The following is a 21,858-nucleotide window of genomic DNA, read 5'->3' as shown; positions in this document are numbered from 1 at the left end:
AATATTGAGATTATAAATTGTTTTAGGAGTTAATGATGGCAAGCATTCATCCGCCTGTATGTGACTTTGGTTGGCAAGCCCCAGATTTTAGTTTGAAAAATGTTGATAGCACGACCTTGTCGCGCGACATGGTCATGGGTAAAAATGGCTTGCTAGTGATGTTTATTTGCAACCATTGCCCTTATGTTAAAGCGATTCTGCCGCGCCTGATTGCCGATGTGCGCGAATTAAAAATGTTGGGTGTGAATACAGTGGCGATTATGTCCAACGACCCTACCGACTACCCTGAAGATAGCTTTAATCATATGCAACAAATTGCACTTGAAATGGACTTTCCGTTTCCTTATCTGTTAGATGAAACGCAAGCCGTGGCTAAAGCTTACGGTGCAGTTTGCACGCCAGATTTTTTTGGCTTTAATAATCAGGGTGAATTGCAATATCGCGGACGCTTTGATGAAAGCCGTAAAGAAACCGCGCCAGAAAGTACGCGCGATTTATTTTATGCAATGAAACAAGTGGCAGAAACTGGGCAAGGTCCAAAACAACAAATACAAAGTATTGGTTGTAGTATTAAGTGGGTTGTTGAGTAAGAGTTTAAGCGAGTAAATGAAACCAAATCGTCAATGAGCCGATGCTCAAAAAGGTTGTTAAAAAGATAGCGGCAGCATAAAGGTTGCTATCCAGCTGATAGCGCTCACAAATCACAATCCCAAAAATCATGGTTGGCATGGCGGCAAGGATCACACTGGTGATTAAGATGTCGTTTGGCAAATGTAATGCGGTTGCAATGGTGTAAGCGACAATTGGTGCAATGATTAATGCGATGATGCTGACAGGTAATAAAGTAGGTAAGTGTTTTAATGTGAGCGTATCCCAACGGATGCTCATGCCTAATGCGATGAGCATTAATGGCACAACGCCACCTGCCAAAATGGCTAGTCCGTTATGTACTTCTTCAGGTTGTGTAATATTGGCTAGATTCAACAATAGCGCAACCGATAATGCCCATAATGGTGGGACTTTAGCTAACTCTCGCATAGGGTGAACTTCGGAATTTGATTCGCCAAAGTGATTTGCGATTAATATACCGAGTGTTAGCACCATTGGCGTGCAAGCGAATAAATCATATTTCAATACGATGACTTGCGACCAATCCCCAAGCGCTTGCGCTGTCACTGGTAAGCCCATATAAGTAGCATTGGGAAAAGTGGCGGCGATTAATAATGCGCCTTTCTGTGGTCGATTGACGTTAAGAAATTGTAGCACTATCCACATGATCGCAAGCGAAGCTAGCAAGCTAGATAATGCGGTAGCAGATATTTTAATAGAATCGATATTGAGTGGCGCTTGCCACATGACATTTAATACCAGTGCTGGTAACAAAATATAAAACACTAAATCGGTCAACGCGCGGCGATGTGATAGGACAGATATGTGTTTAGGTGCAATACGTTGCCAGATGATGCCAATGGCAATTAGCGTTGCCATTTGTAACATGACAGTGAACAAAATGAAGCCTTCAGTAAAACAAGTTGAGGTTAAATGGTAGCACGATGTTAGACATAGATGCCGTGTAGCATTTCACGTTTTTTGCCAAAGCCAGCCGTTTTTCTTACTTTGAAACCAGCGCTTTGTAATTGACGTCTTACGTCGCCTGCACTGGTGAATGTAGCAAATGTAGTGTTGGTTTGTGATAAGCGAGCAATGTCATTAAATAATCGTTCAGACCACATATCACCATTTTTTGCAGGCGCAAACCCATCTAAAAACCATGCATCGGCTATTGTATTTATTTGCGGTAGGAGCTGATTCACATCCCCTATCCATAAATCAAGTTGTATACGGTTATCACAACAACTTAGTTTGTTTAATCCATCGTATAATTGAGAGTAAGTGTTTGCTAACTGTTGCACCATTTGCTCAAAGACAAACCAATAGCGGTTTGCTTTAATGAAGTCGTTGATTGTTAATGGATAACGTTCAATCGAAATATAGTGCAGGGTAGTATTTTTCGGCGCATGCGCTAAAAAATGTTGTGCCGCGCAAAAAAAGTTAAGCCCTGTACCAAAGCCAGTTTCAATAATCGTAAAGCGATTTTTATCTAATTGAGTAAAACGTTGATTGAGCTGATTGTGTTGAATAAATACATAATCAGTTTCAGCTAAGCCATCATCGGACGAATAATAAACATCGTTAAAGTCGAGTGAGTAAGGCTGTTGATTTTTCCATTGTATGTTAGCAAATTGCATATGCAGGTTTTATATCGATGGAGTTAAATGAGGACATGATTTCGGGTTCTAAACCAGCCGGTTAAGCTGAGGCGCTCACGTTCTGCTGGTAAGACTTCATGCCAAAATTTAGCAGATAAAAAAAGTACAATACGGCCTGCATGAGGCAGAATATCCAACGCATTTTCTGCATCTAAATACAATTTTAATGCACCACCGTGATGTGCTTGCCAGTTTTGATTGAGATATAAAACCGCGCTTAATTGACGATGCTGAATATTCCCTGATCCATGACTAAGTGACGAACCATGACTAAATTGATCGAGATGCTTTTGGTATCGACTGCCGATAGGGTAAAGCGCTACATGCGTTTCAAGCTCTTGTACGTTCATAAACAATTGTGTGTTTAATAATAATCTAAGCATTTCCATTTTTCTAAAATAGGCTTGAACAGTAGGATTCGTGTCTTCTGCCTCTAACCAAGCAATATAATCACTACGGATATCTTGATTTTTTAGCCCACTTTTGCCCGTTTTGGCGCTTATCATTTGGCCGTTTAGCCATTTATTTTTTATGATGTCTGCCAGCAGGGCAATATCCTCAGGCGATAAAAAATTGTCGATAACGGCATAGCCTTGATTAGCAATCGCATCGATTGCCTGCGCTAGTGGATCTACTTCTGAGGTGAGCATAATGCGCTTTTTGTCGTTAAATGATTGAAGAGATAGAGAGATTGTTATGTAGGCAGGCCATGCGCTTTTCGCGCTTTAAAGCAGCCGTCGCTACCCATTTCAAACGCTCTGCAAGTGCTAGAGCGTTTTTCATAAATTGTACAAGCAACCGACTGGCCAATGTCTCCAGCTAAGGCAACGCATCTTGGCGGTTTGGTGGTTGAACCTTGCATGGCAACATAATGTGGACTAATGGCCTTTGTCATGCCTTGGGGTACTTGACCTAAAGGATGTGCATCAGTCTCAGCCCAATAAAATGAAATGCGAAAATAAGCGCAACATGCGCCGCAAGTTTGGCAATCAAAGGATATTGCATCTGTTGTCATTTAAAAATACTCAAAAGAGGTTGTCATGTCATCATGACATTTGTTGCATTGTATAATGTTTTTTGACATTCAATTGAGGAAAATAATGATGGCAGAACGTAAATTAAAGTGGGGCATATTAGGTGCGGCACGCGTCAATCAGCGTTTATTACCAGCAATTATGGAAGCGCCCAATGCACAATTAGTGGCAATTGCTAGTCGTCGTGCTGGTGCAGCAAAAGCAGTTTATGAGCAATATGCTACTGTACCTCATTACGCTGATGTAACGTATTACGACGATTTAGAAAGCCTAATTGCAGATGATAATGTTGAAGCGATTTATTGTCCAATGGCTAATGAAGAGCATGCCGAATGGGCGATGAAGGCAATTAAGGCTGGCAAGCATATCTTGATAGAAAAGCCAATGGCAACCAATCTGGTGGATGTGATTAAAATGGAATCTGCCGCTAAAGAGTATGGGGTGAAAGTGATGGAAGGATTTATGTATCGCTTTCATCCGCAACATACTAAATTACATGACATGATTAATGCGGGCCTCATTGGCGATGTGTTGTCAGCAAGAGCCAGCTTTTCATTTTTAATGCAGCCTTCTCGCATGTATCGCGTTAATCGCAGCATGGCTGACGGCGGCGGCGCCTTGTGGGACATTGGGCCTTATGCGATTCATGTGTTGCGCTGGTGTTTTCAACATGAAAGTCAGCCGGCGAATCCACAATCGGTCATTGCGCATGCTAAGTTGAATACACATGGTGCAGATATGGTCGCTAGCGGCGTATTGGATTTTGGTAAAGATGCAAAAGGGCGTGCGCGTTTCGGTCATTTTGACATTAGTTTTGAACGTAGTCGAAAAGCAGAATATGAAATTATTGGCGATAAAGGTTGGATTAAATGCCATAACGCCTGGACTTATGGCACAGATGTGCCCGTTATTAGTTGGGAAACCGAAAACGGCAAAAGTGGCGAGGAGAAGTTGCCGATGAGTAATCATTTCAATTTAGAAATTGAGCACTTTAGTGATTGTGTGCTACATGACTTGGTGCCTTTATTATCGTTTGATGACGCTAAAGGTAATTGTATGGCGATACAGGCAGTCATTACGTCGATTGGTGTTAAGCCATGATTGATGATTGTATGCGGTGAATTGCCGAAATAAAAGCAAATGGACAGTGCGGTGACGCTAACGAGCATTATTTCTATGTTTTTACACTTTTCCCAGTGGTAAACCTTGCTCAAAAAGGCTATATAAGCAATAATTTACCCCTTTGCGGAAAAGTGGTTATACGACCGCTTTTTTAAGAATTCAAATGCGGTTTATATCTTTAAATATAAAACGACTCAATAACTATCGATAGGGAGATAACAATGGCAACTCGTACCGACTTATGTAATGCTATTCGTGCGCTGAGTATGGATGCAGTGCAAAAAGCAAGCTCAGGTCACCCAGGCGCGCCTATGGGCATGGCTGAAATTGCAGAGGTTGTGTGGAATCACAACATGAATCACAACCCAAACAATGCTAATTGGGCAGATCGTGATCGTTTCGTATTATCAAATGGTCATGGCTCTATGCTCATTTATTCATTATTGCATTTAACAGGCTATGATTTGCCGATGGAGCAATTGGCTTCTTTCCGTCAATTACATTCACAATGTGCTGGTCATCCAGAGTATGGTTATGCGCCAGGTATTGAGACAACAACAGGTCCATTAGGCCAAGGCATTTCAAACGGCGTTGGTTTTGCAATGGCTGAGAAATTGTTAGCTAACCAATTCAATAAGCCAGGTCATGACATTGTAGATCACTATACTTATGTGTTCTTAGGTGATGGTTGTATGATGGAAGGGGTATCGCATGAAGCTTGTGCTTTGGCTGGTACGTGGGGTCTTGGTAAACTAATGGCTTTCTGGGATGACAACGGTATTTCTATCGATGGTCATATTGAAGGTTGGTATACAGATGATACAGTAGGTCGTTTTAAATCATACGGCTGGCATGTTGTTTCTGTTGATGGACATGATGCTGATGCTATCCAAAAAGCCATTGATGAAGCAAAAAAAGTCACTGATAAACCATCATTGATTTGCTGTAAAACCATCATTGGTAAGGGTTCGCCAAACAAATCAGGATCACACGATTGTCACGGTGCAGCTTTAGGTGAAGACGAAGTGGCTTTAGTACGTAAAGAAATCAATTGGCCACACGATCCCTTTGTAATTCCACAAGATGTATACGATGGTTGGAATCAAAAAGATAAAGGCGCTGCAAAAGAAGCGGCTTGGAACGAGAAATTTGTGGCTTACGAAAAAGCATTCCCAGCAGAAGCGGCCGAATTCAAACGCCGTATGGCAGGCGAATTACCAGCTGACTGGAAAGCATTAACCAATGCAATCATTGCAGAAACAAACGAAAAAGCTGAGAAATTGGCAACTCGTCAAGCTTCACAAAAAGCAATTACTGCACTTGCGCCAATCTTGCCAGAGTTCTTAGGTGGTTCTGCTGACTTAACAGGTTCAAACCTAACAGCGGCTAAAGAATTCAAACATGTAAGCGGTAAAGAACCAGGTAACTATATCTCATACGGTGTGCGTGAGTTTGGTATGGCAGCGATTATGAACGGTATGGCATTGCATGGTGGCTTCTTGCCATACGGTGGTACATTCCATATGTTCTCTGACTACATGAAGAGCGGTATGCGTATGTCTGCATTAATGCATCAACGTGTGGTTTATGTGTTAACCCATGACTCTATTGGTCAAGGTGAAGACGGTCCTACCCATCAACCAGTAGAAAACACCGCTGGTTTGCGTTATATCCCTAATATGGATGTATGGCGTCCAGCTGATTCAACAGAAACAACGATCTCATGGGTGGTTGCTGCTGAGCGTAAAGATGGTCCGACTAGCTTGGTATTAAGCCGTCAAGGCGTGCCAGGTATCAAGCATGATGCTAAAGACTTTGACCTAATCCGTAAGGGTGGTTATGTATTCTCTGATGTTGCTGGTGCTGAAGTTATCATCATTGCTAACGGTTCAGAATTAACATTAGCAATTGATGCTGCGGCTGAATTAAATGCAGCAGGTACAAAGGTGCGTGTGGTTTCAATGCCTTCAACCAATGTGTTTGATCGTCAAGACCAAGCTTATAAAGACAGCGTATTAACACCAGGTGTGAAACGTGTTGCTGTTGAGGCTGCTCACCCAGATTTCTGGCGTAAGTATGTTGGTTTAGACGGTGCAGTTGTTGGTATCGATACATTCGGTGAGTCAGCACCAGGTGGCGTTGTGATGAAACATTTCGGCTTCACAGTTGAAAATGTAGTTGCAACGGTTAAATCTGTACTTTAATAGTTAATTAAGTTCGAATCATTAACTCAGTTTGATTTAACGCAAGTAAAGTAAAAGGGCCCCGTTTAGGGGCCTTTTTTTTGGTAAACTTGCGAGATGTTGAAAACTGTATAAGTTAGGGGAGATAGATGGCGATTCGTGTAGGGATTAATGGATTTGGTCGAATTGGTCGTATGGTGTTGCGTGCGGCTATGCAAGAGGCGGAATTTAGCGACATTGAAGTGGTTGCTATTAACTGCTCATATGACACTGCCTATATGGGTTATATGTTGAAATACGATTCGGTACATGGCCGCTTTAATGCAGAGATTAATACCGATAATAACCAATTTGTTGTGAATGGTAATAACATTCAAATTACCGCGGAACGTGATCCGTCAAATATCAATTGGGCAGCGGCAGGTGTTGATGTTGTTGTTGAGTCAACTGGGGTATTTTTAACACAAGAAACTTGTCAGCCACACATTGATAGTGGTGCTAAAAAAGTGGTGCAATCGGCACCAGGAAAAGATGATACGCCGATGTATGTGTATGGTGTTAATCATCAAGAATATAGTGGTCAAACTATCGTTTCAGCTGCATCATGCACAACCAATGCCTTAGCGCCGTTAGCCAAAGTATTACAAGATAACTTTGGTATTAAACGTGGCTTAATGACGACTGTACATGCGGCGACTGCTTCGCAAAAAACAGTGGATGGGACGAGTAAAAAAGATTGGCGTGGTGGGCGTGGTGTTTTTGAAAATATTATTCCATCTAGCACTGGCGCGGCTAAGGCCGTTGGCAAGGTGATTCCAGCACTGAATAAAAAATTAACTGGTATGGCGATGCGCGTGCCGTCAGCTGATGTTTCAGTTGTGGATTTAACTGTCGAACTAGAAAAAGAAACCAGTTATGCCGAAATTTGTGCGGCAATGAAACTGGCTTCACAAGGTGAATTAAAAGGTGCTTTAGGCTATACCGATGACAAGGTTGTTTCAACTGATTTTCGCGGTCAACCAGAAGCAGGTATTTTTGATGCGGACGCAGGCATTATGTTGGATAGCACTTTTGTTAAGGTGGTAGGTTGGTATGATAATGAATATGGCTACACCTGTAACTTGCTTCGTCTGGTGCAACATATTGCTCAATCATAACCGTATCAGCGTGGTAATACTCAGAGGGGAAATAAAATGAAGTTTATTAAAATGACCGACTTAGATTTGCGTGGCAAGCGTGTGTTTATTCGTGCAGATTTAAATGTGCCTGTGTCTGATGGAAAAGTAACTTCTGATGCGCGTATTACTGCCTCTATGCCAACAATTGAATTTGCGCTTAAGGCTGGCGCGAAAGTCATGGTTACTTCGCATTTAGGCCGTCCTGAAGAGGGTATTTACTCAGCAGAAAACTCATTGCAACCTGTTGCAGATGTGATGTCAGAAAAGCTTGGTCAGCCAGTGCGCCTAGTCAAAAATTGGTTAAGTGATGAAGCGCCAGCAGGCAGCATGACGACTGAGAATGGGCAACTTATCCTGCTGGAGAATTGTCGTTTCAATGTTGGTGAAAATAAAAATGATGATGCTTTGGCGAAAAAATATGCAGCCTTATGCGATGTATTTGTGATGGATGCTTTTGGCACCGCGCACCGCGCACAAGCGAGCACCCACGGTATAGCTAAATATGCGCCAATTGCTTGTGCTGGCATTTTATTGGCAGAAGAGTTAGAAGCCTTGACTAAAGCACTGCTCAGTCCGGCACGCCCAATGGTGGCGATTGTCGGCGGCAGTAAAGTCTCTACTAAACTCACTGTATTAGAAAGCTTATCTGAAAAAGTGGATCAGCTGGTCGTTGGAGGGGGTATCGCGAATACATTCTTAGAAGCGGCTGGTCATGAGATAGGGCAGTCATTAAGCGAGCATGATTTAGTGCCCACTGCTAAAGCATTAATCAAGAAAATGACCGATCGTGGTGCAACAATTCCGATTGCGGCGGATGTTGTGTGTGGCAAAAAATTTGATGTCAATGAAAAAGCGGTACTTAAAAATGCGGATGAAGTACTTGCAGATGACATGATTTTTGACATTGGGCCTAAGTCTGCTGCACAGCTGGCTGAGATTATTATGAACGCTGGAACCGTGGTTTGGAATGGCCCCGTTGGGGTGTTTGAATTTGACCAGTTTGGTGAGGGCACAAAAACGATTGCGAACGCAATTGCGAACACCAAAGCCTTTACCTTAGCGGGCGGTGGCGACACGATAGCTGCGATTCAGAAATACAATATTTACAACAAAGTCAGTTATATTTCTACCGCAGGCGGCGCTTTCTTGGAGTTTTTAGAGGGTAAAAAATTACCAGCCGTTGAAATATTAGAGTCACGTAGCTAATCTAAAATAGCCATTACTTAGGTATAAGTAATGGCGCAACCCATACATAGTTCAAGCTCTTTTTAGGGCTGTGCTCATATCTAGCACTAAAATTGCTTACTTATAGCTAATTGCTAATGTTCAGGAGAATGAAATGGCTATACGGGTAGGTATCAATGGTTTTGGTCGAATTGGGCGTATGTTCTTACGTGCAACACTGAATGAGCCACTATTTGCCGATGTGCAGGTGGTTGCGATCAATGGATTAGAAGAGCCGGACTATATGTTATACATGCTGAAATATGACTCCGTTCATGGGCGGCTTCGCTTTGATGCAAAAATAGAGGGCAATTATTTAGTGGTTGATGGAAGAAGAATATTGATTTCATCAGAAAAAGATCCAATGAATATTGATTGGGCCGCATCAAAAGTTGATGTGGTAGCAGAATGTACTGGGGTCTTTTTAACGCAAGAAAGTTGCCAAGCGCATATTGATAGCGGTGCTAAAAAGGTGGTGCAGTCTGCACCAGGCAAAGATGATACGCCCATGTTTGTTTTTGGCGTGAATCATCTAGATTATCAAGGCGAAACAATTGTTTCAGCAGCATCTTGCACAACCAATGCATTAGCACCAATCGCAAAAGTGCTCAACGATGCATTTGGTATTAAACGCGGCTTAATGACCACCATTCATGCGGCGACTGCTTCGCAACAAACTGTCGATGGCGTGTCAAAAAAAGATTGGCGTGGTGGGCGAAGCGTATTCGATAATATTATTCCATCTAGCACTGGCGCTGCAAAAGCAGTAGGTAAAGTAATACCAGTCTTGAATAAAAAGCTAACAGGCATGGCGATGCGTGTACCTAGCGCCGACGTATCGGTCGTTGATCTTACCGTCGAGTTGAATCAAGAAACAAGCTATGAAGCAATTTGCGCAGCAATGCGTGCCGCTGCTCTTGGACGATTAAAAAATGTATTGGCCTATACCGAAGACAGTGTAGTCTCCACTGATTTTCGAGGTGATCCAGCCGCTAGTATATTTGATGCAGGCGCTGGCATTATGTTGGATCGGACTTTTGTTAAAGTAGTGGCTTGGTATGATAATGAATATGGCTATACGTGTAATTTAATTCGACTAATGCAGCATATGTTTAAATATAAGTCAGTCATGGAATATATGCGTCTTGAAGAGCTGGTTTTAGCTGAGACGTTATAATTAATCTACATTCATTTCAATGAGAGTTACTTTTGACGATACGCAGAACCAAAATAGTGGCAACATTAGGACCCTCTTCCACCAGTGAGGAGATGCTGGCGCGTCTGATTACTGCCGGCGTCAATGTTGTACGATTAAATTTCTCTCATGGTACAGCTGAGGAGCATATCGCTAGAGCAAATATAGTCCGCAGTATCGCGCTTAAGTTGAATCGACCGATTGGCGTGTTGTGTGATTTGCAAGGGCCAAAAATTCGAATCGGTCAGTTTTTAGCGGGCCATATTACCTTAAAATCTGGTGATATTTTTATATTAGATGCTAATTGTGTCATGGGCGATCAAGACCATGTTGGATTGGATTATAAAGCACTGCCAAAAGAGGTTGATGAAGGCACAATATTGCTGCTGGATGACGGTCGTATCACCATGCAAGTTGATCGGGTTCAGGGCAGTAAAATTTATTGTGTAGTCCTAGCGGGCGGTATTTTATCCAATAATAAAGGCATCAATAAACAAGGTGGTGGTTTAAGTGCTGAAGCATTAACTGAAAAAGATAAAGCAGATATTAAAACGGCAGTAGCGTTAGAAGCAGATTATGTGGCAATTTCATTTCCACGTGCTGCTGCAGATATTCATTTGGCTCGCCGTCTGGTGACGGAGGCCGGGGGTACTGCAGGTATCGTTGCTAAAATTGAGCGGGCAGAAGCCATCGATGCCGCAGAAGAAATTATCCTCGCATCGGACGCCATTATGGTGGCCCGTGGTGATTTGGGTGTCGAGGTTGGTGATGCTGCCGTACCTGGTTTACAAAAACGCTTAATCACGATGGCGCGTATTCACCACAAACCAGTTATTACAGCCACGCAAATGATGGAATCGATGATTTACAATCCAATTCCAACGCGCGCCGAAGTATCAGATGTTGCCAATGCTATTTTGGATGGCACAGACGCTGTCATGCTTTCTGCGGAAACTGCGACCGGACAGTATCCTTTAGAAACGATACACGCGGTGCATCGTGTTGCTGTGGCTGCAGAGAAAGAGTATTTTACGCGATTTGACTCACGCGTGAGCCGTAATGAATTTAGTCAGTCAGATGAATCCATTGCCATGGCAACGATTTATATTGCACAGCGACTAAAAATTAAAGCAATCGCAACCTTAACCCAATCTGGTAATACTGCGCATTGGCTAGCACAAAAAGATAATATGGCACTTATTTATGCCTTATCTCCTGATCGCGTAGCCAGACGTAAACTGACGCTTTACCGTAGTGTATATCCTTTCCCGATTGATCAAGAAGGTAAAAATCGGGATGAAATTTTGCATGAAATGGAAGAGGTGCTACTAAAAGAAAAGGTGGTTGAGCATGGCGATACTGTCATTTTTACATTCGGCGAACCTATTGGTCACCCAGGTGGGACTAATACCATGAAGATTTTACAAATAGGTCAAAACAAGCTGATTTAGTTGTGTGTTTCCCGTATTTATTATCCTAGTGAATAAGACAATGCAAGCGCATCAGATTATAATAAGATGATTATTTTATTGTATATTCACTATGGTCAAGTCTGCATTACTCAAAACCAATATTTCTAGTTTACAACTATTGCATCAAGGCAAAGTGCGCGATATTTATGATATTGATGCCAATCACTTGTTGATGGTTAGCTCAGATCGATTATCTGCTTTTGATGTAATATTGCCGACGGGTATTGTGAATAAAGGAGCCATGTTGACGCAGATGGCTAATTTTTGGTTTGATAAATTAGGACATATTGTGCCTAATCATTTAACTGGGATTTCCCTAAGCTCAGTCGTCAGTGATCCAGCTGAATTGGCGCAATTGGATGGTCGTGCTGTTGTAGTGAAAAAATTAAAACCATTACCGATTGAGGCGATTGTGCGAGGTTATCTCGTGGGCAGTGGCTGGAAAGAATATCAAGCCAAAGGCACGGTGTGCGACATTGCGTTGCCAGCGGGTTTGCAGTTGGCGCAAAAACTGCCACAACCTTTATTTACCCCATCGAGCAAAGCGGCGGTAGGCGAGCATGATGAGAACATTAGTATCGCGCAAGTGGAAGCGCTCATCGGCAAAGACATGACCACCCAGGTAGAAAAAGCGGCGATTGCGCTTTACACCAAAGCGGCTGAATACGCGTTGACTAAAGGTATTATTATTGCCGACACTAAATTTGAGTTTGGCTTGGATGAACACGGTGTGTTGCATGTGATGGACGAGGTATTGACGCCTGATTCATCGCGTTTTTGGCCTGCAGAAAGTTATGCGGTGGGCAGTAACCCACCGAGTTATGACAAGCAATTTGTGCGCGATTGGTTGGAGCAATGCGGTTGGAACAAAACCCCACCATCACCTGCCTTGCCTGCGGACATTGCCCAGAAAACTGCCGCCAAATATATGGAAGCGTTTGAAAAGTTGACTGGCAAACCATTAGTGGACAGCTAATTCAATTTGCCTATTTCGTTTATACAAAGCTGATGTCTTTTAAACAAACGTTGGGCGATATTGCCGCCAAACTCAAACAAGAGTTGGCGTTTTACCAGTGCTTGTACGCCCACCCTGAAACGCCGCGCATAGCCAAAGTGTTTTTTTGGTTGGCGATAGGGTATTTGCTATTACCCTTTGATTTAATTCCAGATTTTATTCCTATATTAGGCCAGCTTGATGATGTGATTATTATTCCGCTGCTTCTTTACATCGCTTTGAAAATCACACCACTTTCAGTGATAGAAAACTGCCGTCAACAAATAAATAATGCAGTTTGAAACACTTTTTTTACATGCACTTGTTATAATGCGCACCTCAAAAATATTGGAAATTACGTAATGTCATTGAATTTAGTACCCTCAGGTAAAGATTTGCCAAACGATTTTAATGTAATTATTGAAATCCCTGCCAATGGTGACCCAGTTAAATATGAAGTCGATAAAGATAGCGGATCGCTTTTTGTTGACCGATTTATGGGTACGTCGATGCAATATCCATGTAACTATGGCTATATTCCGCACACTTTAGGTGGTGATGGCGATCCAGTTGATATTTTAGTCATTACGCCCGTGCCATTGTTGCCGGGGGTTGTTGTGCGTTGTCGTGCCCTTGGTATGTTAAATATGCAAGATGAAGCTGGTGATGATGCTAAAGTGCTAGCGGTCCCCATTCAAAAGGTATGTCCTTTATATGCCTTCCAACAATCATACAAAGACGTTTCACCTTGGCGTTTGGAAATGATTGCTCACTTCTTTGAGCATTATAAAGATTTAGATAAGGGTAAATGGGTGAAAATTTTAGGCTGGGAAGATATTGATGCTGCTCATAAAGAAATTATGGATGGCGTTGATCGTTATAATTCAGCTAAAGTGAAGCCGGCATTCTAGCAGTTGTCGTATATCCCCATATACAAAAAGCGCAGTTTACTGCGCTTTTTTAATACACTTTATTTGGAAGCTGTTAACGTGTTTTAGGCCGTCATTACGCCAAATAAACGACCTATCATTGCGGTAGCAAACATTGCCAATGCGCCCCAAAACGTTACTCTACTAACGCCAATAAGCACGTTGGCCCCGCCCACTTTTGCAGCAAGTGCACCAAGAAGCGCTAGCGATAATAAAGAGCCAATGCTGACGATGGGCATGATTTTGTTATAAGCAGCAAAAAAAGTGACTAGTAGCGGCAATGAAGCGCCTATAGTAAAAGCAGTGCCAGATGTGAGTGCTGCTTGTAATGGTCTGGCACGTGAGGTTTCAGTAAAGCCTAGCTCATCACGAGCATGTGCCCCAAGTGCGTCATGTTCCATTAATTGTTTTGCCACTTGTTGTGCAAGGGTCGTTGATAATCCTCGGCTTATATAGATATGCGTGAGTTCTGCTAACTCACTATCATGATGCGTTGCTAAGGCATGACTTTCAATGACTAAATCAGCCGCTTCTATATCAGCTTGTGAGCTGACAGAAACATACTCTCCAGCCGCCATCGACATTGCGCCGGCGATCAATCCCGCAATGCCTGTTAATAGTATTGTGTCATGGCTTGCATTGGCTGCCGCAACCCCAATTAAAAGACTGGCTGTCGAAATAATGCCATCATTGGCTCCCAGCACAGCCGCGCGAAGCCAATTGGCGTGCTGAGAGCGATGGTAGTGTTCAGTGGAATGTTGCAATTGGCACCCAATTTTTATTGTATATTGACATCATAATGCCACCGATAATCAAAAAACAAGTTACAAATGTAGGTTGATTAAAAACTAAGTTTGCATATGTTCAAGCTATCTTTAGCGTGTGTTTGGATTGGATCGACTATTTAAAATAGTTGGCATTCTTTCTAAGAGCGGATTGCCATTAAAGAATTATCTGGATAGAGAATAAAAAAACCAGTGGCTAGCACTGGTTTTTTTAACAACGGCCGATTAACTCAGCCTAACAAAGGGGTACCCAATAATGGCACAATCAATAAGGCCACAATATTAATAATTTTAATCAGTGGATTAATGGCAGGGCCAGCCGTATCTTTATATGGATCGCCTACAGTATCGCCAGTCACCGCGGCTTTGTGTGCTTCAGAGCCCTTGCCTCCGTGATTGCCATCTTCGATATATTTTTTGGCATTATCCCAGGCGCCGCCACCTGTACACATGGAAATAGCAACAAATAGTCCCGTAATAATTGTCCCCATGAGTAAACCACCCAGTGCAACAGGGCCAAGTAATAAGCCAACTATAATTGGTGCAGCAACAGGCAGTAGTGATGGCAACATCATTTCTTTAATTGCCGCTGTAGTTAACAGATCAACAGCTTTACCGTACTCAGGTTTGCCAGTGCCTTCCATAATGCCTTTAATGTCGCGGAATTGACGGCGTACTTCTTCAACCACAGCACCAGCAGCACGACCGACAGCCTCCATTGCCATCGCAGCAAATAAGAAGGGAATTAAACCGCCAATAAATAAACCGATGATGACCATTGGATCACTCAACTCAAAGTTCGCCACAATGCCAGCGGACTCTAGCTTATGAGTATAATCTGCGAATAATACAAGCGCAGCTAAGCCAGCTGAACCAATCGCATAACCTTTGGTAACGGCTTTGGTCGTATTGCCAACTGCATCTAATGGATCTGTTACATCACGAACGCTACTCGGTAGTTCTGCCATTTCGGCAATACCCCCTGCGTTATCTGTAATTGGCCCATAAGCGTCTAATGCAACCACAATGCCTGCCATACTTAACATTGATGTCGCTGCAACTGCAACACCATATAAGCCGCCTAAGTGAAATGATGTCCAAATTGCCAAACAAACAGACAGCACAGGCCAAGCAGTTGATTTCATTGAAACACCAATGCCAGCAATAATATTAGTGGCATGACCAGTTGTAGATGCTTGTGCTACATGTCTGACTGGCGCATATTCAGTCCCAGTGTAATATTCTGTAATCCAAACTAATAAACCTGTTAACACTAATCCAACCGCACATGCACCAAACAAAGCATTTGCGCTAACGGTTTGTGTGTCAATCATGATGCCGTCAGGGAACATTTGCATAGTGACAAAATAAAATGCGATCAGTGATAACACGCCCGCAACGGCCAGACCTTTATAGAGCGCGGGCATCACATTTTTCATGGTTGGCTTTGCCTTTACAAAAAAGCAACCAATAATAGATGCAATGATGGAAACAGCACCTAGCATGAGTGGAAATAGTATCCCATTCGAACCGCTATTGTGAACAATCAAACCACCTAGCACCATGGTTGCAATTAGGGTCACTGCATATGTTTCAAACAAGTCAGCTGCCATCCCTGCGCAGTCGCCAACATTGTCACCCACATTATCTGCAATTACAGCAGGATTGCGAGGATCGTCTTCCGGAATACCAGCTTCTACTTTGCCAACCAAGTCAGCACCAACATCTGCGCCTTTGGTGAAAATGCCACCCCCTAAGCGGGCAAAAATTGAAATAAGAGAAGAGCCAAAAGCTAAGCCAATCAATGGATTTAGGTTTTCGGCATTTTCTGCACCTAAGTACCAATAGAAGCCAGCAACACCTAACAAGCCCAAACCCACTACTAGCATACCGGTAATGGCGCCGCCCTTGAATGCAACATCCATGGCGGGCACTATGCCATTCGTTGCGGCTTGCGCTGTGCGCACATTGGCTTTAACCGAAACATTCATCCCAATAAAGCCGCACGCCCCAGACAATACGGCACCTATCACAAAACCAACTGCTGTTGTCACATCTAATAAAAATGCGATGGCGACGGTTAATACGATGCCGACAATCGCGATGGTCTTATACTGTCGCGCCAAATAAGCGGCCGCACCTTGCTGAATGGCACCTGCAATTTCTTGCATTCGTGCATTGCCTGCGGGAAGCCCCGAGATCCACTTACTCATTACTAAACCATATAGCACTGCTAAAACTGCGGCAGCTATGGCGATTATGATTGCAATTGACATAACTTCTCCTAATTTTCTAATGCATCTTAACTATAATTATTGGTAATTTGATCATGTAAACGCGATTACAAAAATGTAAGTGATTTGTAACAGCTGAGGCATTATGGCATTAATAAGACGTTGGAACAATAGTTATAAATACAAGTGAAAAATGTTAAAAAATATTAATAAAATTAATAGCTTAGGATAGTTTTCAGCCTACTAATTGATTTAGCTGAGGTAGTTATCGCTTGGCGTTGTCTGCTAAGTGGTTCAATTGATCGGCAAGGGGAGAGTCGCCGAGCGTAAGTGCGAGTTTTCTAAGTGTGATGGCAGCACTGTTGGATATCTTGCGCTGACTTGGTTTTACCTGCTTTTGTTCAGATTTAACTTGCACTTTTACCCTAATTCCAGTAACTTTGTCATGCATATAAAGTGATTTTTCTTGTTGAAAATTTTGCAATTGAGTCAACAAGCTAGTGCTAGTTAATTTGATTTTTGTTGCTGTGCCGCTATTGTAGGCATAAACAGTCAGTAGGCCATCTTTAATGTTGCTGGCAAAGCTGGATTGACTAATTGCAATTGGCGTAATTGCCTGCCAGAGTTGTTGAAGGTTAAGGTGTGCATCTGTTTGAGCAACTAATCGATTAAGCTGGCTGTTAGATTCGCTTCTATTTTTATTAAGTACGGCATTAATTTTTTGCATGCGTTTATTTTAAAGAGTATCGAATGAATATACGATGAATATTATCTTAGTTTCTAATCATATGGCAAAGCCTAGAATATTCTCAGGTATTCACATACTCATGGTGCTGTTGGGCTTTTTTATTGTTTTTTGCTTAATTGCTGCAGGATTCATTTATGAAAAAAACAATATCAGGCATCAGGTTGTTAAAGTGATGACGCCGGCACAGTTAGAACAGTCTATTATCTCTTCACAAATGCATTTAGATGCTTATGCCAAGCAAATAGGCGAATTACAAGCGCGTATTATGCGTTTAGATGCGCAAAATAAACGATTAGTGAAGTTGGCAGGAATAGGTAAAGACAAGAAAGGTAGCGACAAGGTAAAAGATATTAATCTTAAACCAATAGATGCGTTGACTTCCTCAGGTATGGGCGGCCCTTTGATTAATGCGACGCCGATGACAGAGCGTGATTTGCAAGCAGCAATTGCTGATTTAACAGCTGCTGTTGGCAACAGAGATGAGTATATGAATGATGTTGAAGCGGATGTATTGCAAAACAGCGTGCTTAAAGACATGTTGCCAAATTCTAAGCCAGTGCTTGCCGCTTACCGATCTTCGAGCTATGGTTGGCGTATTGACCCTTTTACAGGCTATAAAGCATTTCACGAAGGTTTGGATTTTCCAGCGATGACGGGTGATAAAATTCGAGCGGCGGCAGATGGCATTGTGACCGCAGCAGTGCATACTCCTGCTTATGGTAATTTAATTAAATTGAGTCATGGGGCAGGATTGGAAACACGCTATGCCCATGCCTCAAAGCTGCTAGTTGAAGCGGGTGATCGTGTTATTAAAGGTCAGGTCATTGGGTTGGTAGGTAGCACAGGACGCTCTACTGGCCCGCACTTGCATTATGAAATTCGTTTAAATGGGAACCCATTGGATCCAAGAAAATATCTCAGTAGACGTTAAATTAGTCTTGATTTCGCTTGAATAAAAAAATAATATCCCCAACTTAACTAAATCCTAATCTAACTTTTGAGGTTTCCGCACAGGCGGAAAATCGGTGTCAATTCATGTTATCTAAGATGTTCAAAAAAATAGTCGGTAGTCGCAACGATAGACTGGTCAAAAACTATACGCAAATTGCTAAAAAAATTGGCGAATTAGAGCCCAGTTTACAACTGTTGTCAGACGAAGCCTTGCGAGCAAAAACTGCAGAGTTTAAACAGCGTTATACAGATGGTGAATCATTAGATAAGCTATTGCCTGAGGCCTTTGCTGTTGTGCGTGAAGGTAGTGTACGTGTTTTAGGAATGCGTCATTTTGATGTGCAGTTAATTGGTGGCATGGTATTAAACGCAGGTAAGATTGCAGAAATGCGGACGGGTGAGGGTAAAACTTTAGTGGCTACGCTACCTGTTTACTTAAATGCATTAACTGGTAACGGTGTGCATGTGGTAACAGTTAATGATTATCTGGCTAAACGCGATGCTGAGTGGATGGGTAAGCTGTATAACTTCTTGGGATTGACTGTTGGCATCAACTTGTCTCAAATGAAATCAGAAGCTAAGCAAGCGGCTTATGCGGCTGATATTACTTATGGTACAAATAACGAATTTGGATTTGATTATTTACGTGACAACATGGTGTTTAGCGCAGAACAACGTGCGCAACGGGCATTAAGTTATGCTTTGGTTGATGAGGTTGATTCTATTTTAATTGACGAAGCGCGCACACCATTAATTATTTCAGGTCAAGCGGAAAGCGATGTTGATTCGTATATTCATATTAACGCTGTAGCTAGGAAATTAGTTAAACAAGAAACAGAAGATGGGCCTGGTGATTTCTGGGTTGATGAGAAAGGTCAGTCAGTGAACTTTTCTGAGGTGGGCCATGAGCACGCTGAGAAGTATTTAGAGGAGGCTGGCTTATTGCCAGTAGGTTCAAGTTTATATGAAGCCGCAAATATTGGCTTAGTGCACCATCTAAACGCAGCATTACGAGCATTGAATTTATTTCATCGCGATCAACATTATGTTGTGCGCGATAACGAGATTGTCATTGTGGATGAGTTTTCTGGTCGCATGATGCCAGGTCGCCGTTGGTCAGATGGTTTACATCAGGCTGTTGAAGCAAAAGAAGGTGTTGAGATTCAAAAAGAGAATCAGACTTTAGCGTCTATCACCTTCCAAAATTATTTCCGTATGTACGAAAAGCTCAGTGGTATGACGGGTACTGCAGACACAGAAGCCTATGAGTTTAATCAAATTTATGGCTTAGAAACTGTCGTCATTCCAACGCATCGACCTATGCAACGTAAAGATGCAATGGATAAAGTCTATCGCACAGCAGCAGAAAAATATAATGCGGTGATCGACGATATTAAAGAGTGCCAAAAACGTGGACAGCCCGTATTAGTCGGTACAACTTCTATTGAAAATTCAGAAATTATTTCTAAAGCATTGACCAAAGCGAAATTAGATCACCAAGTGCTCAATGCAAAACAGCATGAACGTGAAGCGCAGATTATCGCGCAAGCAGGTCAGCCAGGCATGATTACGATTGCAACTAATATGGCTGGTCGTGGCACGGATATTGTATTAGGCGGAAATCCTGAACCAGAAATATTAATGGTTGAAGCAGATGAAAAATTAACAGATGCGCAAAAGGCAACTAAGATTGCTGAAATAAAAGCGCATTCAGAAAAATTGCATGAACAAGTGCTGGCGGCGGGGGGCTTGCATATTATTGGAACAGAGCGTCATGAGTCTCGTCGCGTTGATAATCAATTACGTGGTCGTTCAGGTCGCCAAGGTGATCCGGGTTCTAGTCGTTTTTACTTGTGTTTAGAAGATCAGTTACTCCGTATTTTTTCTGGTGATCGTGTAGCGGCTATTATGGAACGCCTAAAAATGCCAGAGGGAGAGGCGATTGAACATGCAATGGTTACTCGGGCGATTGAAAATGCCCAGCGTAAAGTTGAGGGACGTAACTTCGATATTCGTAAGCAGTTATTAGAATTCGATGATGTTTCTAATGACCAGCGTAAAGTGATTTATGAGCAACGTAACGAATTATTAGAGGCGACTGATATTGGCGAAACGATTAAAGCGATGCGTTATGATGTGCTCACCGATTTAATCTCGACTTATATTCCGCCAGGCAGTGTTGAGGAGTTATGGCAAATTCCTGCGCTTGAAAAAGCAATTCAAGCCGAAACGGGTTTAGATTTGCCCATTGCATCATGGTTGGAAGAGAACCCAGATCTGCATGAGGAGACTTTACGCGAGCGCGTGCTAGCAGCAGCAGATAGCGCCTATGCAGAAAAAGAGGTGCTTGCGAGTATTGAGAATATGCGTCAATTCGAGCGCTCAGTCATGTTGCAAAGTTTAGATAACCACTGGCGTGAGCATTTGTCGGCTTTGGATCATTTGCGTCAAGGTATTCATTTGCGTTCTTATGCGCAAAAAAACCCTAAACAAGAGTATAAACGCGAGGCGTTTGAGTTGTTTTCAGGTTTATTGAATACAATTAAATCTGAAGTAACCAAAGTGACGATGCTGGTTCAAATTAAAACACGAGAGGATGTAGATGCGGTAGAACCTCCTGAGCCAGTAGAAAATGTGCAATATCAGCATGCTGATTATAATGAACCTTCAGCAGATGCTGATAGCGACGAAGCGAATCAGCCCGTAGTGCGTGAAGGTGTTAAAATTGGACGTAATGACCCTTGCCCATGTGGTTCTGGCAAAAAATACAAACAATGCCATGGTGCGTTAAGTTAATTAGGAAATAACATGGCTGATTTATCTAACGAAGTGGCATCCCCTTGTATCAGTGTTTGCGTGATTGATGAGGTTACCCAAATATGCCAAGGTTGCTTTCGTACTTTACATGAGATTGAAGATTGGTGGGGCTTAGATAACGCACAAAAACAAAAAGTGATTGACGATGCAAATCAACGTGCGAGTTCTATGTTTGATTAATTGAGCGGTAACAGTTGAAATAAAATAAAAACCGGCTTAGGCTGGTTTTTTATTGGCTATCGTTTCTATATTGCTTGGATTAAACAGGTCAGATTGATTCTGAAGAATGTATCCAGGCATGATTATTTTTGTATGATAGTTTTACCAATAGGGAAGATGGCTAATTCGGCCAATTTTAAATGCTGAATGCCAAATGGAATACCAATAATTGTAATAAAGCATGCTAATGCCGAGAGTAAGTGACCAATCACTAACCACCAGCCAGCAACAATAAACCAAATGACATTTCCTAGCGTGCCAAGCGGACCTGTACCAATATCTTCTATTTTTGAATGTGCATTACGCACAATTGCTTGTTTGCCAAATGGGAAGAATGAAAACTGACCAATGACAAAACAAGCCTTAGCCCATGGAATGCCAATGATTGTAATGAGGGCAATCATACCAATTAGCCACCATGCTAGCCCCATTAATGCCCCGCCGAAAATAAACCATATAATATTGCCAAGTGTGCGCATTAAACATCCATTTTATGATTAAGA

Annotated in this window: 21 protein-coding genes; 13 read left to right on the top strand and 8 right to left on the bottom strand. The window is 42.3% G+C overall.

All coding sequences use genetic code 11. The annotated features are described in order from the left end of the window. Positions 1–35: 35 nt before the first annotated feature. Positions 36–590, top strand: a complete 555-nt coding sequence (locus tag KFB94_03035; GenBank protein QVL46094.1) for a thioredoxin family protein — start codon at positions 36–38, stop codon at positions 588–590. Between the two features lie 4 nt (positions 591–594). Here KFB94_03035 and KFB94_03030 read toward each other — a convergent pair whose 3' ends face one another. From KFB94_03030 to KFB94_03015, 4 genes are read right to left on the bottom strand one after another with little or no spacing between them, the layout of a single operon-like run. Then, complete coding sequence (locus tag KFB94_03030) at positions 595–1,509, bottom strand: AEC family transporter (protein ID QVL46093.1); 915 nt, start codon at positions 1,507–1,509, stop codon at positions 595–597. A 47-nt stretch (positions 1,510–1,556) separates the two neighbouring features. Further along, on the bottom strand, positions 1,557–2,249 hold the full coding sequence (mnmD, locus tag KFB94_03025) for a tRNA (5-methylaminomethyl-2-thiouridine)(34)-methyltransferase MnmD (protein ID QVL46092.1): 693 nt from the start codon (positions 2,247–2,249) through the stop codon (positions 1,557–1,559). 23 nt (positions 2,250–2,272) lie between these two features. After that, complete coding sequence (locus KFB94_03020; protein QVL46091.1) at positions 2,273–2,920, bottom strand: 2OG-Fe(II) oxygenase; 648 nt, start codon at positions 2,918–2,920, stop codon at positions 2,273–2,275. 44 nt (positions 2,921–2,964) lie between these two features. Beyond that, positions 2,965–3,270 (bottom strand): YkgJ family cysteine cluster protein, encoded by a 306-nt coding sequence (locus tag KFB94_03015; protein QVL46551.1) that lies wholly within the window; start codon positions 3,268–3,270, stop codon positions 2,965–2,967. 100 nt (positions 3,271–3,370) lie between these two features. Between KFB94_03015 and KFB94_03010 the strand changes: the two genes are divergently transcribed. From KFB94_03010 to ppa, 9 genes are all read left to right on the top strand, one after another. After that, positions 3,371–4,405: a Gfo/Idh/MocA family oxidoreductase gene (locus KFB94_03010; GenBank protein ID QVL46090.1), complete on the top strand. Its 1,035-nt coding sequence runs from the start codon at positions 3,371–3,373 to the stop codon at positions 4,403–4,405. A 242-nt stretch (positions 4,406–4,647) separates the two neighbouring features. Further along, positions 4,648–6,630: a transketolase gene (gene tkt, locus KFB94_03005; GenBank protein ID QVL46089.1), complete on the top strand. Its 1,983-nt coding sequence runs from the start codon at positions 4,648–4,650 to the stop codon at positions 6,628–6,630. Between the two features lie 128 nt (positions 6,631–6,758). After that, entirely contained in the window at positions 6,759–7,766 is a 1,008-nt protein-coding gene (gene gap / locus KFB94_03000; GenBank protein QVL46088.1) for a type I glyceraldehyde-3-phosphate dehydrogenase, read from the top strand. A 36-nt stretch (positions 7,767–7,802) separates the two neighbouring features. Beyond that, positions 7,803–8,993 (top strand): phosphoglycerate kinase, encoded by a 1,191-nt coding sequence (locus tag KFB94_02995; GenBank protein QVL46087.1) that lies wholly within the window; start codon positions 7,803–7,805, stop codon positions 8,991–8,993. Between the two features lie 133 nt (positions 8,994–9,126). Further along, positions 9,127–10,188, top strand: a complete 1,062-nt coding sequence (gene gap / locus KFB94_02990; GenBank protein ID QVL46086.1) for a type I glyceraldehyde-3-phosphate dehydrogenase — start codon at positions 9,127–9,129, stop codon at positions 10,186–10,188. Positions 10,189–10,220: 32 nt separating this feature from the next. Beyond that, complete coding sequence (pyk, locus tag KFB94_02985) at positions 10,221–11,657, top strand: pyruvate kinase (GenBank protein ID QVL46085.1); 1,437 nt, start codon at positions 10,221–10,223, stop codon at positions 11,655–11,657. Between the two features lie 91 nt (positions 11,658–11,748). Next, positions 11,749–12,654, top strand: coding sequence for a phosphoribosylaminoimidazolesuccinocarboxamide synthase (locus KFB94_02980; GenBank protein QVL46084.1), 906 nt, complete (start codon positions 11,749–11,751; stop codon positions 12,652–12,654). A gap of 32 nt (positions 12,655–12,686) precedes the next feature. Further along, positions 12,687–12,974, top strand: a complete 288-nt coding sequence (locus KFB94_02975; GenBank protein ID QVL46083.1) for a DUF1232 domain-containing protein — start codon at positions 12,687–12,689, stop codon at positions 12,972–12,974. A 60-nt stretch (positions 12,975–13,034) separates the two neighbouring features. Beyond that, positions 13,035–13,583 carry an inorganic diphosphatase gene (gene ppa, locus KFB94_02970; protein QVL46082.1) on the top strand — a complete coding sequence of 183 codons (549 nt, stop codon included), beginning with the start codon at positions 13,035–13,037 and terminating at the stop codon, positions 13,581–13,583. An 83-nt stretch (positions 13,584–13,666) separates the two neighbouring features. Here the strand turns inward: ppa and KFB94_02965 are convergent, their stop codons facing one another. The 3 genes from KFB94_02965 to KFB94_02955 all read right to left on the bottom strand — a co-directional run bounded on the left by KFB94_02965 (position 13,667) and on the right by KFB94_02955 (position 17,347). After that, complete coding sequence (locus tag KFB94_02965; GenBank protein ID QVL46081.1) at positions 13,667–14,365, bottom strand: VIT family protein; 699 nt, start codon at positions 14,363–14,365, stop codon at positions 13,667–13,669. Positions 14,366–14,616: 251 nt separating this feature from the next. Then, positions 14,617–16,662 carry a sodium-translocating pyrophosphatase gene (locus KFB94_02960; GenBank protein ID QVL46080.1) on the bottom strand — a complete coding sequence of 682 codons (2,046 nt, stop codon included), beginning with the start codon at positions 16,660–16,662 and terminating at the stop codon, positions 14,617–14,619. 223 nt (positions 16,663–16,885) lie between these two features. After that, positions 16,886–17,347, bottom strand: a complete 462-nt coding sequence (locus KFB94_02955) for a DUF721 domain-containing protein (protein QVL46079.1) — start codon at positions 17,345–17,347, stop codon at positions 16,886–16,888. Positions 17,348–17,381: 34 nt separating this feature from the next. Between KFB94_02955 and KFB94_02950 the strand changes: the two genes are divergently transcribed. From KFB94_02950 to KFB94_02940, 3 genes are all read left to right on the top strand, one after another. Next, complete coding sequence (locus KFB94_02950) at positions 17,382–18,299, top strand: M23 family metallopeptidase (protein QVL46078.1); 918 nt, start codon at positions 17,382–17,384, stop codon at positions 18,297–18,299. Between the two features lie 104 nt (positions 18,300–18,403). Next, positions 18,404–21,115 carry a preprotein translocase subunit SecA gene (gene secA / locus KFB94_02945; GenBank protein ID QVL46077.1) on the top strand — a complete coding sequence of 904 codons (2,712 nt, stop codon included), beginning with the start codon at positions 18,404–18,406 and terminating at the stop codon, positions 21,113–21,115. Positions 21,116–21,127: 12 nt separating this feature from the next. After that, positions 21,128–21,316: a DUF1289 domain-containing protein gene (locus KFB94_02940; GenBank protein ID QVL46076.1), complete on the top strand. Its 189-nt coding sequence runs from the start codon at positions 21,128–21,130 to the stop codon at positions 21,314–21,316. 122 nt (positions 21,317–21,438) lie between these two features. Here KFB94_02940 and KFB94_02935 read toward each other — a convergent pair whose 3' ends face one another. Further along, entirely contained in the window at positions 21,439–21,834 is a 396-nt protein-coding gene (locus KFB94_02935) for a YccF domain-containing protein (protein ID QVL46075.1), read from the bottom strand. Between the last annotated feature and the right edge of the window lie 24 nt (positions 21,835–21,858).

This window comes from Methylophilaceae bacterium, from assembly GCA_018398995.1.
In the GTDB taxonomy this organism is placed as follows: Bacteria; Pseudomonadota; Gammaproteobacteria; order Burkholderiales; family Methylophilaceae.
Note: the sequence above shows the minus strand (reverse complement) of the source record. Positions and strands in the feature narration are given on the sequence as shown.